The following is a 12,095-nucleotide window of genomic DNA, read 5'->3' as shown; positions in this document are numbered from 1 at the left end:
CGCTGTTTAGCCGAGCAATTCAGCCAAAAGTTTTCCGTTACGCTGCTGCTGACGCTTCTGATGCAGCTGGTTTGCACGGAAAATCGCCTTCAGATCGTCTAAAGCGTGGGCGAAATTGTCGTTGATGATCAGGTAGTCGTAGTCGACGTAGTGGCTCATTTCGCTGACGGCTTCACGCATGCGCCCGTCAATGATCTCGTCGCTGTCCTGGCCGCGATTGGTCAGGCGCTGGTGCAAGGCCTCCAGGGACGGCGGCAGAATGAAGATCGAACGCGCCTGGGGCATCAACTTGCGCACTTGCTCGGCGCCTTGCCAGTCGATTTCCAGGATCAGGTCATGGCCTGCGTCCAGGGTCTGCTGCAAGTGGCTTTGCGAGGTGCCGTAGAGATTGCCGAACACTTCGGCGCGTTCCAGGAAGTCACCGTGTTCGCCCATCTTCACGAACGCTTCGCGGGTGACGAAGTGGTAGTTCACGCCGTTCACTTCACCGGGGCGCATGGCCCGGGTGGTGTGGGAGACCGAGACGCGGATCTCCTGGTTGGAGTCGGTCAGGGCCTTGACCAGGCTGCTCTTGCCCGCGCCCGAAGGGGCGGAAATGATGTAAAGGGTGCCGGTGCTGTGGGTCATGTCGGGGTGGCCTTACTCTATGTTCTGCACTTGTTCGCGCATCTGCTCGATCAACACTTTGAGGTTGACCGCCGCCTGGGTGCTGCGCGGGTCGAAGGCTTTGGAGCCCAGTGTGTTGGCTTCGCGGTTGAGTTCTTGCATCAGGAAGTCCAGGCGCCGACCGGCCGCACCGCCGGATTTGAGCACCCGGCGAACTTCAATGATGTGAGTGCTCAGGCGATCCAGTTCTTCGGCGACGTCGCTTTTTTGCGCGAGCATGACCATTTCCTGTTCCAGCCGCTGCGGGTCCATCTCCGCCTTCATGTCGGTAAAGCGGTCGAGGACTTTCTGGCGCTGGGTGGCGAGCATCTGCGGGACCAGCTCTCGCAGGGTCACCACGTCGCCTTCAATGGATGTCAGGCGATCGTTGATCAACCGCGCCAGCTCCGCGCCTTCGCGCTCGCGGCCAGCCTTGAGTTCTTTCAGGCCTTCATTGAACAGCGCCAGCGCTTCGGCATTCAAGGCTTGCGGGTCGGTGGCGTCACCCACCAGCACGCCGGGCCAGGCCAGGACTTCCAGCGGATTCAACGCGGCCGGATTTTTGATCAGGCCAGCGATGGTCTCGGCGGCGGCGACCAATTGCGCGGCGCGCTCGCGGTCCACTTGCAGCGGTTTGTCGGTGTTTTCTTCGGTGAAGCGCAGGGTGCATTCGAGCTTGCCCCGGGAGATTCCCTGGCGCAGCGCTTCGCGAACCGCGCCTTCGAGGTCGCGAAAGGACTCCGGCAGGCGCAAGTGGGGTTCCAGGTAACGGCTGTTGACCGAGCGCAGTTCCCAGCTAAGGGTGCCTTGGGCGCCGGCTTTCTCGACGCGGGCGAAGGCGGTCATGCTGTGCACCATGGAGGTACCTCGCAATGCAGGTTCGTGCGTTACCAAAGGTTTCGCAGACCTGATCTATATGAATTTAAGCCGAGCGGCAGCAAAGGCGCAGGATTGTAGCGCAGTGGGGGGGATGCGCCCAAACACACGGAGTGACAAAGGCCTGCAGACCGTCGGCAAAGCGCTGTTCAGGGCCTTCAGTCGTCGGCGGATTTTTTTAACAAGTGCCCAGTCGTGGCCAGCGGCTCTATAATGCTCGGCAGTTTTCCGTCCCCCGTACAGGTATTCCCTATGAAACGTCCAAGTGGTCGCGCTGCCGATCAGCTCCGCTCGATCCGCATTACCCGCAACTACACCAAACACGCCGAGGGTTCTGTACTGGTCGAGTTCGGTGATACCAAAGTCATCTGCACCGTCAGCGTCGAGAACGGCGTGCCACGGTTCCTCAAAGGTCAGGGCCAGGGCTGGTTGACCGCCGAATACGGCATGCTGCCGCGCGCCACCGGCGAGCGTAACCAGCGTGAAGCGAGCCGCGGCAAGCAAGGCGGTCGCACCCTGGAAATCCAGCGCCTGATCGGTCGCTCCCTGCGGGCTTCGCTGGACATGTCCAAGCTCGGCGACGTCACCCTGTACGTCGACTGCGACGTGATCCAGGCAGACGGCGGCACCCGCACCGCGTCCATCACCGGTGCCATGGTTGCGCTGGTCGATGCCTTGAAAGTGATCAAGAAGCGTGGCGGCCTGAAAGGTGGCGACCCGCTCAAGCAAATGATCGCTGCCGTTTCGGTGGGCATGTACCAGGGCGAGCCGGTGCTCGACCTCGACTACCTGGAAGACTCGGCTGCCGAGACCGACCTGAACGTGGTGATGACCAGCACAGGCGGCTTCATTGAAGTGCAGGGCACTGCCGAAGGCGCACCGTTCCAGCCGGAAGAGCTGAACGCTATGCTGGAGCTGGCGAAGAAAGGCATGAACGAAATCTTCGAACTGCAAAAGGCTGCACTGGCCGACTGATCGGACCCGCTCCAGACAAGGAGGACGTATGAGTGACGAACAACAGCTGCTTCCCACCCCGAGCAAAGAGGTTCGGCAGTGGGCGATGTTTTGTCACCTGTCCGCCTTGCTGGGGATCTGGATTCCGTTCGGTACGCTGATCGGCCCGCTGATTCTCTGGCAGATGAAGCGCGAGATGGACCCGTTCGTTGATGCACAAGGCAAGGAGGCGCTGAACTTTCAGATCACCGTCGCCATTGCCTCGGCCATTTGCTTCTTGCTGATGGTGGTGATCGTCGGGTTCTTCCTGTTTGGCCTGGTTGCGATTGGCGCGTTGGTACTGACGATCATTGCCGGGGTGAAAGCCAATGAAGGGTTTCCTTATCGTTACCCATTTACCTGGCGGTTGATCAAATAAGCTTCGAACAAATCCCCTGTGGGAGCGGGCTTGCTCGCGATAGCGGTAGATCAGTCAACTTCAATGTTGAGTGTTAAGCCGCCTTCGCGAGCAAGTCCGCTCCCACATTGCGATTTAAAACAAATGCCCTGACTTGTCGGGGCTTTTGTTTTTTTGCAATAGGACTTTTCTGAAACGCTATACAGCGGTCGCTATTTAAGTTGAATGCTGAGTCCCTAAAAGTCTGATTGTCTTCCTTACACTTCTAGTCACAACTGCACGGCTTCAGCACCGCCTATAGGCTTGGCAATAAGACTGGGTGGTTGATAAAGTTGCCCGACGTAATATCTTTAAAGAAATATTTCGATACGTTCAGACCATTGACGGTCCCTGAATCTAATACCAATCAGTGTTGAGAAGAATCAACCTGTTCAAGAGACGTGCACAGGTAAAAAGTTCGCCTCTGAATGTATACCTAAGAATATTCCAATGCTTCAGCTCGATTTCTACGGAACACTTGTGGCCGCCTCGTTAGTACTTTTACTCGGGCGCGGACTTGTTACACATGTCGGTTTTTTACGTGCCTACAATATCCCCGAACCAGTAGCAGGCGGCCTGGTAGTTGCCTTGGGTCTATTGGCTTTGCGAGCCCTTGATATTGAAGTCCGATTTGATACTTCACTTCAGACGCCTTTGATGTTGGCGTTTTTTGCCACCATTGGCTTGAGTGCGGACTTCGCCAGCCTGAAGAAAGGCGGGCGCGTAGTGGGGGTTTTTGTACTGGCGGTGACCGGACTTCTGGTGGTCCAGAATGCTTTGGGCATAGGGCTCGCAAAGGCGTTGGGACTCGATCCTTTAATGGGACTGCTGACCGGCTCGATATCGTTGGCGGGCGGCCACGGAACAGGCGCTGCGTGGGGAGCGACGTTCAGTGAGAAGTTCGGTCTGGCTTCCGCTTCTGAACTGGCGATGGCCTCTGCGACGTTTGGCTTGGTACTTGGCGGTTTGATTGGCGGTCCGGTCGCTCGCCTGCTCATCAAGCGTTTCCAGACACCCGGCTGCCAACAAGAAAAGCCACGGCTACCAAAGGGTTTTGAGCAGCCGAACAAAGAGCGCTCGATCACGCCATTTTCATTTATCGAGACACTTGCCCTGATCGCCGTCAGCTTGCTGGCAGGTTCTTTATTAAATGGCCTGCTGCACGGAACCGCGTTTGAGTTGCCGACGTTCGTTTGTGTGTTGTTCGTGGGTGTGGTTTTACGCAATGGCCTTTCAGCGCTTGGCCTTTATCAAGTGTTTGAGCGTGAAGTCTCGGTGCTGGGTAATGTCAGCTTGTCGCTGTTTCTGGCGATCGCCCTGATGTCGCTCAAACTGTGGGATCTGGCCGCACTGGCGTTGCCGTTCTTTATCATCCTGGCGGCGCAAACGCTGGTCATGGCGCTGTTTGCGATTTTCGTGACGTTCAGAATGATGGGCAGTCACTACGATGCGGCCGTGCTGGCGGCAGGACACTGCGGTTTTGGACTGGGTGCCACACCAACGGCCATCGCCAACATGCAAGCGGTGACGCAGCGCTACGGACCTTCGCAGATAGCGTTTCTGGTGGTGCCGATGGTGGGCGCGTTCTTCATTGATATCATCAATGTCATCGTGATCAAGTTGTACCTTGCGCTGCCGTTTTTCGCGGCCGCGTGAAGGTCTGATCACGGCTAAAGATTCATAAAAAATGCCCGTATCTTGCGATACGGGCATTTTTTTAGCCGACCAGGTTCTCTCAGCGAAAAACTTAGATGGTCAACGTCCAGTCGTAGTCCACGATCAGCGGTGCGTGCTGCGAGAACCGTGGCTGACGTGGCAAACGTGCGCTGCGTACAAAGCGGCGCAGGCCTGGCGTCAGCAACTGATAGTCGAAGCGCCAACCGAGGTTGAGCATCTCCGCCTGTTCATTGTCCGGCCACCAGCTGTACTGGTCGCCTTCACGGCTGACTTCGCGCAGGGCATCGACATAACCCATGTTGCCGACAATCTCGTCCATCCAGGCACGTTCAGGTGCCAGGAAGCCCGGGGATTGCTGGCTGTCGCGCCAGTTCTTGATATCCAGCTTCTGTTGCGCCACGTACAGCGAGCCACAATAAATGTACTCGCGACGTTTGCGTCGCTGTTTATCCAGATAACGGGCGAAATCGTCCATTAGCTTGAACTTCTGGTTCAAGTCTTCATCGCCGTTCTGCCCCGAAGGGAGCAGCAAGGTCGCGATGCTGACCTTGTCGAAATCGGCTTGCAGGTAGCGCCCGTAGCGGTCGGCTGTCTCGAAGCCGAGACCGCTGATGACTGCCTTCGGTTGCAGCCGCGAATACAAAGCCACGCCACCTTGGGCGGGAACTTCGGCTTCGCAGGCATAAAGGAAGTAGCCATCCAGTTGGAAAGCTGGATCGTCCAGTTCAAAGGCGGAGGCGCGGGTGTCCTGCAGGCAGATGACGTCGGCATTCTGTGCTTGCAGCCAACTGAGCAACCCTCGCTCCACTGCAGCCTGAATACCATTGACGTTCACACTGATGATCCGCATAAATGGCCCCAAAAATCGCGTGCGTGTATGATACACGGCGTCAACCTAATTAGCTAAATCCGTGGTATTTGGGGTTTTTTTCATGCAAGCGTATCAGCGCGATTTCATTCGTTTTGCCATCGATCGCGGCGTTTTGCGCTTCGGCGAGTTCACCCTGAAGTCCGGGCGTACCAGTCCATACTTCTTCAATGCCGGCCTGTTCAACTCGGGTTCGGCCCTTGCGCAGCTGGGTCGTTTCTATGCGGCAGCCATTGTCGAGAGCGGCATTGCGTTCGACGTGCTGTTCGGCCCGGCCTACAAAGGCATCCCGTTGGCGGCCACCACGGCAGTGGCTCTGGCCGAACATCACGAGCGTGATCTGCCGTGGTGCTTTAACCGCAAGGAAGCCAAGGCCCACGGCGAGGGCGGCAGCCTGGTCGGCGCGCCATTGACCGGCGATGTGCTGATCATTGACGACGTGATCACCGCCGGCACCGCGATTCGCGAAGTGATGCAGATCATCGCTTCCCAGGATGGCGCCAAGGCTGCGGGCGTATTGATCGCCCTGAACCGTCAGGAGCGAGGCAACGGCGAGTTGTCGGCGATTCAGGAAGTGGAGCGAGACTTCGGCATTCCGGTGATCAGCATTGTTTCGTTGAACCAGGTGCTGGAATTTTTGGCCGACGACCCGCAGCTAAAGCAGCATTTGCCAGCTGTCGAAGCCTACCGCGCCCAGTTCGGCGTCTGACACCGCAGACCTGTAGGAGCGAGGCTTGCCCGCGAAGACGTCGTCACATCCAACAGATGTGTGACCGTTAAATCGCTTTCGCGGGCAAGCCTCGCTCCTACAGAGATTGTGGGGTCAGTGCAGTCTTCGCCATTTCCCCACCAGTTTCAGTGCCAGCCCCAGGTTGAACAGCGCGAACACCAGCAGGGCCAGGACGACTAACACGTACAGCGTTCGGTCCACGTCGAAATCCCACAGATCCAGTGTGCTGGTGCTCATGATCCTCACGGCGGCAGGCAAGTTGACGTAAAACAGCGCCATAAAGGCGCACGTCAGTGGTACGGCGCGACCGAGCAAAACCCCCAGCACTTTCCCCCGGCCGCGTTTTCTGGCCAGCGGACCTGACTGTTTTTCATCCAGATCCAGCGCTTCATGCAACCGTGGCCAAGCCAGGTTGAACATGAACGTGGTCAGGGCCAGCAGCAAGCCACTGACCGCGACAATGTCACTGAACGGCATTGAGCCCCAGGGTTTGGCACAACAATGCGTGGGAATCTTCGCTGATTTCGAACTGCCCGGCACTGCCCTTGCGTTTGGTGATGGGTTTGAAGGTCGGCTCGTTTTGTGTGATCAGCATGTTCAGCTCATCGCGAATCACGTCTGAACTGATCACCACCAGATAAACCGTCTGCGCATGCTCTGCCGTCTCGATCACGGCCCTCATGCTGTGTTGAAGGATCTCGTCCAGTTGATTGCGAAACCGTGAAACCGTGTTTTTCAGCAAGGTTTTACTCTGGCTCTGCGTCAGCTGGAAAATCGTCGATATCTGCGATTCAGTCGGCAACGTTTGCCCGAAGTAACTTTGGATCAGATAGAGCAAACGATCCTGCTTGGCCTCATCGGCCCTGCTGGGCATGCCGCCTTCCACCAGCATCTTCAGGTATTCGGTCAGGCTCGCCTTGGCTATCCGCTGTAGGGCATGGGCGATTTCGCCGTCGGAAATCCTCAAGGTCTTTTTGACCGGCTCCTTTTGCTCAAGGTCGAAAGCCTGGGCGTCGATCGTGAACGAGATCTGCATGGTTCGGACCTCCGCGATTAATTGGAAGGCTCGTTCGGGTACGGATCTGCCACGGCGTCGCCTTGGCCGGTGAGGATATTCCAGCCATTGAGTACGTGGGTGCCGGGTTTGAAATCCGGACACGGCGGCAGCGAAGTCTTCGATTGATTGCTGTATTCGCGTCCGCAATCTGCGCACTCGTAAGTGCCTGCTGAAACATCGCTGCCATAGGGAACGTGGTCTTTTTGCATGGGGAAGATCTCCTGTGGATTCAGGGAAGATCCTATGCAGATTGTTTCTTTTGCGATGTCGGACGTTTCGCTTACTTAAGTCGGACGATTCCGGCAGGCATAAAAAAGATCGCAGACTTCGTCAGCTCCTACAGGAATTTCGTACATTCGAAAAATCCTGTAGAGGCCGCCGAAGGCTGCGATCTTTTGACGCCTTATAAATCAGTGACGCTTGCGATTGCTGATCAAGGTCCCCACACCGGTGTCGGTGAAGATTTCCAGCAGAATCGCATTCGGTACCCGGCCATCGATGATCAGCGAGCTGCCCACGCCGCCCTGAACCGCTTCCAGCGCGCAACGGATCTTCGGCAGCATGCCGCCGTAGATGGTGCCGTCAGCGATCAGGTCGTCGACTTGTTGGGTGGTCAAGCCGGTGAGGACCGTTCCCGACTTGTCCATCAGGCCGGCGATGTTGGTCAGCAGCATCAGCTTTTCAGCCTTCAGCGCTTCGGCCACTTTGCCGGCGACCAGATCCGCGTTGATGTTGTACGACTCGCCGTTGGCGCCCACACCGATTGGCGCGATCACCGGAATGAAATCGCCTTTGACCAGCAGGTTCAGCAAGTCGGTGTTGATCCCGACCACTTCACCCACTTGGCCGATGTCGATGATTTCCGGTTGGGTCATCTCCGGCGTCTGGCGGGTCACGGTGAGCTTCTTCGCACGAATCAGCTCGGCATCTTTACCGGTCAGGCCGATGGCGCTGCCGCCATGACGGTTGATCAGGTTGACGATGTCCTTGTTGACCTGGCCGCCGAGGACCATTTCCACCACGTCCATGGTTTGCGCGTCTGTCACGCGCATGCCATCGATAAAGTGGCTCTCGATCGACAGACGCTTGAGCAGGTCGCCGATTTGCGGGCCGCCGCCGTGAACCACCACCGGGTTGATGCCGACGGCTTTCATCAACACGATGTCGCGGGCGAAGCCGGTTTTCAGCTCCTCGCTTTCCATCGCGTTGCCGCCGTATTTGATCACCAGCGTCTTGCCGACATAGCGGCGAATGTAAGGCAGCGCTTCGGACAGGACCTTGGCGGTGTTGGCGGCGGCTTCGCGTTCGAGGGTCATTCAGGGCTCCGGGTGCTTCAGAAGATCAAAACGGTAATTGGAGATCAGGGGCAACACGCTTCAACTGGACTTTGAAAACGTCCTTGATGCGCTGCAATTCAGCCTCGTCATCGGCCTCGAAGCGCAGCACCAGCACCGGTGTGGTGTTGGACGCGCGCACCAGGCCCCAGCCTTTGGCGTAGTCGACTCGCACGCCGTCGATGGTGGTCAGGTCGGCGCCTTCGCCCCACTTCGCGTCGTGCAGAGCATCAATGATGCTGAATTTGCTCTCTTCGGTCACATGGATATTGATTTCCGGCGTAGAAATATCGTTCGGGAAGGTCGCAAACAACGCTTCCGCGGTGGATTTTTCCTTGCTGAGGATCTCCAGCAGACGCGCGGCGCTGTAAATGCCGTCGTCGAAACCGAACCAGCGCTCCTTGAAGAAGATGTGCCCGCTCATTTCGCCGGCCAACAGGGCGCCGGTTTGTTTCATTTTCTTTTTGATCAACGAGTGACCGGTCTTCCACATGAGCGGACGACCGCCGTATTCCTTGATCAGCGGCGTCAGGCGACGGGTGCATTTGACGTCGAAAATGATTTCCGCGTCAGCGTTGCGCGCCAGCACGTCGCGGGCGAACAGCATCAGCAGGCGGTCCGGGTAGACGATGCTGCCGGTGTTGGTCACCACGCCGACGCGGTCGCCATCACCGTCGAAAGCCAGGCCGATGTCGGCGTTGGTTTCCTTGACCTTGGCGATCAGGTCGACCAGGTTTTCAGGCTTGCCCGGGTCCGGGTGGTGGTTCGGGAAGTTGCCGTCGACGTCGCAGAACAGCGGAATGACTTCGCAGTTCAGCGCTTCGATCAGTTGCGGAGCGATCACGCCGGCCGCGCCATTGCCGCAGTCGACCACGACTTTCAGGCGGCGGGCCAGTTTGATGTCCTGGACGATTTCGGTGTTGTAGCGATCGAGAATCTCGACCTGGGTAATGCTGCCCTTGCCGCTGCTCAGGTTGTTGGTCTTGAGGCGGTCGTGCAGGGCCTGGATCTGTTCGTTGGCCAAGGTGTCGCCAGCGATGACGATTTTGAAGCCGTTGTAGTTCGACGGGTTGTGGCTGCCAGTGAGCATTACACCGGATTTGCCGGCCAATACGTTGGCGGCGTAGTACAGCGCAGGCGTTGGCACCAGGCCGACGTCGCTGACGTGGCACCCGCTGTCGGCCAGGCCTTTGATCAGTTGTTCAACCAGTTCCGGACCGGACAGGCGGCCGTCGCGGCCAACGCTGACGTTCGGTTCGTGCTGGGCCAGGCTTTGGGCACCAATGGCGCGACCGAGCCAATAAGCGGTTTCAGCGTTCAAGAATTCCGGGACGGTGCCACGAATGTCGTAGGCGCGGAAGATGCTGTCGGGGAACTTGGGTGGGACTTGGGCTGGGTTGCTCATTACTGGAAATGCTCCATCTCGAAGGTGGCTGGACTTGCTGACGAAGAACTCGCCGGCCGGTTCAAACTGAAGGGTATGACGGCGTTTTCCACGCAGAGTTCGTGGTGTGCAAAGGCCATGCCCCCGGCGTCAGCAAGCGAATGGCCCGCCAATGCCTTGATTTTGGGCGGTAAACCTTCCAGGTGAGACCTGTGTAATTCAATGCAAAACCTGTGGGAGCGAGCCTGCTCGCGATAGCGGACTGACAGGCAACACTCGTGTTGAATGTGCACCCGTCATCGCGAGCAGGCTCGCTCCCACAAGGAAATCATCAGTGGCTACCGGAATGCCCGAAACCGCCCGCACCGCGCTCGGTTTCAACGAACTCCTCGACCATCTCGAAGTGCGCTTGAACCACTGGCACCAACACCAACTGGGCCAGACGCTCGCCGACCACCATGTTGAAGTCGGTCTGGCCACGGTTCCAGCACGAAACCATCAGCGGACCCTGGTAATCGGAGTCGATCAAACCGACCAGGTTGCCCAGCACGATGCCGTGCTTATGGCCCAGGCCGGAGCGCGGCAGGATCAGCGCGGCCAAACCTGGATCGCCAATGTAGACAGACAGGCCGGTCGGGATCAGCACGGTTTCACCCGGCTTGATCACCGTGTCTTTTTCCAGCATGGCGCGCAGGTCGAGGCCGGCGGAGCCAGGGGTGGCGTACTGCGGCAGCGGGAATTCGGTACCGATGCGGGGGTCGAGGATCTTGGCTTGCAAAGCGTGCATGTAAATTAAACCTGGTTCAGACGGTCGGCGATAAAAGTGATCAGCTGGCGAGCAATCTTGCTCTTGCTGGTCTGGGCGAAGAGTGTGGCGTGTAGCTGGCGGTCGATCACGCTGCAGGCGTTTTCTTCGCTGTTGAAGCCAATACTCGGGTTGGCGACGTCGTTGGCGACGATCAAATCGAGGTTTTTGTCTTTCAACTTGCGGGCAGCGTAGTCGAGCAAGTGTTCGGTTTCGGCAGCGAAACCGACACTGAACGGACGGTCGGCGCGAGTGGCAATGGTGGCAAGGATGTCTGGGTTACGCACCATTTGTAGTAACAAGCCGTCGCCGTTCGTAGGGTCTTTCTTGAGTTTCTGTGGGGCGACGACTTCGGGGCGGTAGTCCGCGACTGCGGCCGAGGCGATGAACAGGTCGCAGGGAATTGCGGCTTCACACGCGGCGAGCATGTCGCGGGCGCTGACCACGTCGATGCGGGTGACGCGGTCCGGCGTCGGCAGGTGTACCGGGCCGGTGATCAGGGTCACGCGGGCGCCGGCTTCCACGGCGGCTTCGGCCAGGGCAAAGCCCATTTTGCCGGAGCTGTGGTTGGTGATGTAGCGCACCGGGTCGATGTTTTCCTGAGTCGGGCCCGCCGTGATCAGCACGTGTTTGCCGGTCAGCGCCTGACGCTGGAAGCAGTCCGCCGCGCACTGGGCGAGGTCGGTGGCTTCGAGCATGCGGCCCAGGCCGACGTCGCCACAGGCCTGGCTGCCGGAGGCCGGGCCGAAGGCTTTGATGTCGCGGCTTTCGAGGGTTTGCAGGTTGGCCTGGGTGGCTGGATCGCGCCACATGGCCTGGTTCATCGCCGGGGCAACGGCGACCACGGCGTCGGTGGCCAGCACCAACGTGGTCAGCAGGTCGTCGGCAATGCCTTGGGCCAGACGGGCGATCAGGTCCGCGGTGGCGGGGGCGATCAGCACCAGGTCGGCCCATTTGGCCAGTTCGATGTGGCCCATCGCGGCTTCGGCCGCCGGGTCCAGCAGGTCCAGGTGCACAGGGTGCCCGGACAAAGCCTGCATGGTCAGCGGAGTAATGAACTCGGCGCCGCCACGGGTCATGACCACGCGCACTTCGGCGCCCTGGTCCATCAAGCGGCGAACCAGATCGGCGCTTTTGTAGGCAGCAATACCGCCGCCGACGCCCAGAACGATGCGTTTCCGATACAGCCGCTGCATAGGTCTGCCTTTCATTTCGTTGATGACTGCAGGGCGATACCCCCTCCCCAGGGATGAAATCGCCCGCAAAAAAGATGGGCTACGATATCACAGCGACCGCTACGGAACAGCGGCGCCCACATTCCAGGGAGGT

Annotated in this window: 13 protein-coding genes and 1 pseudogene; 4 read left to right on the top strand and 10 right to left on the bottom strand. The window is 58.5% G+C overall.

Translation table 11 applies throughout. The features are described 5' to 3' along the window. Positions 1–6: 6 nt before the first annotated feature. On the bottom strand, positions 7–627 hold the full coding sequence (gene gmk / locus ACA057_RS30685) for a guanylate kinase (RefSeq protein ID WP_497344755.1): 621 nt from the start codon (positions 625–627) through the stop codon (positions 7–9). Between the two features lie 12 nt (positions 628–639). Further along, positions 640–1,503 (bottom strand): YicC/YloC family endoribonuclease, encoded by an 864-nt coding sequence (locus ACA057_RS30680; protein WP_497344754.1) that lies wholly within the window; start codon positions 1,501–1,503, stop codon positions 640–642. A 270-nt stretch (positions 1,504–1,773) separates the two neighbouring features. Between ACA057_RS30680 and rph the strand changes: the two genes are divergently transcribed. The 3 genes from rph to gltS all read left to right on the top strand — a co-directional run bounded on the left by rph (position 1,774) and on the right by gltS (position 4,567). Next, on the top strand, positions 1,774–2,496 hold the full coding sequence (gene rph, locus ACA057_RS30675) for a ribonuclease PH (protein ID WP_059403877.1): 723 nt from the start codon (positions 1,774–1,776) through the stop codon (positions 2,494–2,496). A gap of 28 nt (positions 2,497–2,524) precedes the next feature. Beyond that, positions 2,525–2,893, top strand: a complete 369-nt coding sequence (locus ACA057_RS30670; RefSeq protein ID WP_401355841.1) for a DUF4870 domain-containing protein — start codon at positions 2,525–2,527, stop codon at positions 2,891–2,893. 468 nt (positions 2,894–3,361) lie between these two features. Continuing rightward, positions 3,362–4,567: a sodium/glutamate symporter gene (gltS, locus tag ACA057_RS30665; RefSeq protein WP_497344752.1), complete on the top strand. Its 1,206-nt coding sequence runs from the start codon at positions 3,362–3,364 to the stop codon at positions 4,565–4,567. Positions 4,568–4,658: 91 nt separating this feature from the next. On the opposite strand, the gene crc is transcribed toward gltS, so the two are convergent. Then, the gene (gene crc, locus ACA057_RS30660; protein ID WP_007934608.1) at positions 4,659–5,438 is read right to left on the bottom strand and encodes a catabolite repression control protein Crc; all 780 of its coding nucleotides are present in this window, start codon (positions 5,436–5,438) and stop codon (positions 4,659–4,661) included. Positions 5,439–5,520: 82 nt separating this feature from the next. On the opposite strand from crc, the gene pyrE reads away from it, so the two are divergent. Then, complete coding sequence (gene pyrE, locus ACA057_RS30655; RefSeq protein WP_265041728.1) at positions 5,521–6,165, top strand: orotate phosphoribosyltransferase; 645 nt, start codon at positions 5,521–5,523, stop codon at positions 6,163–6,165. Between the two features lie 114 nt (positions 6,166–6,279). Here the strand turns inward: pyrE and ACA057_RS30650 are convergent, their stop codons facing one another. The 7 genes and pseudogenes from ACA057_RS30650 to coaBC form a co-directional block, all read right to left on the bottom strand. After that, positions 6,280–6,663: a hypothetical protein gene (locus ACA057_RS30650; protein WP_497344750.1), complete on the bottom strand. Its 384-nt coding sequence runs from the start codon at positions 6,661–6,663 to the stop codon at positions 6,280–6,282. Beyond that, positions 6,650–7,222: a hypothetical protein gene (locus tag ACA057_RS30645; RefSeq protein ID WP_497344748.1), complete on the bottom strand. Its 573-nt coding sequence runs from the start codon at positions 7,220–7,222 to the stop codon at positions 6,650–6,652. The genes ACA057_RS30650 and ACA057_RS30645 overlap by 14 nt, the downstream gene beginning before the upstream one ends. A 17-nt stretch (positions 7,223–7,239) precedes the next feature. Next, a complete protein-coding gene (locus ACA057_RS30640; protein ID WP_497344746.1) occupies positions 7,240–7,452 on the bottom strand; it encodes a hypothetical protein in 213 nt (70 codons plus the stop codon). 201 nt (positions 7,453–7,653) lie between these two features. Beyond that, positions 7,654–8,559 (bottom strand): acetylglutamate kinase, encoded by a 906-nt coding sequence (gene argB, locus ACA057_RS30635; protein ID WP_008007602.1) that lies wholly within the window; start codon positions 8,557–8,559, stop codon positions 7,654–7,656. 25 nt (positions 8,560–8,584) lie between these two features. Then, positions 8,585–9,988 (bottom strand): annotated as a pseudogene (locus ACA057_RS30630) (phosphomannomutase/phosphoglucomutase); the annotation flags it as partial. A 304-nt stretch (positions 9,989–10,292) separates the two neighbouring features. Beyond that, the gene (dut, locus tag ACA057_RS30625) at positions 10,293–10,748 is read right to left on the bottom strand and encodes a dUTP diphosphatase (RefSeq protein ID WP_059403885.1); all 456 of its coding nucleotides are present in this window, start codon (positions 10,746–10,748) and stop codon (positions 10,293–10,295) included. A gap of 5 nt (positions 10,749–10,753) precedes the next feature. Beyond that, the gene (gene coaBC / locus ACA057_RS30620) at positions 10,754–11,962 is read right to left on the bottom strand and encodes a bifunctional phosphopantothenoylcysteine decarboxylase/phosphopantothenate--cysteine ligase CoaBC (protein WP_497350060.1); all 1,209 of its coding nucleotides are present in this window, start codon (positions 11,960–11,962) and stop codon (positions 10,754–10,756) included. Positions 11,963–12,095: the final 133 nt, after the last annotated feature.

This window comes from Pseudomonas sp. LBUM1661 (genome assembly GCF_059695925.1).
The sequence above is the reverse complement of the archived record's forward strand: the minus strand, read 5'-3'. Positions and strand labels throughout refer to the sequence as shown.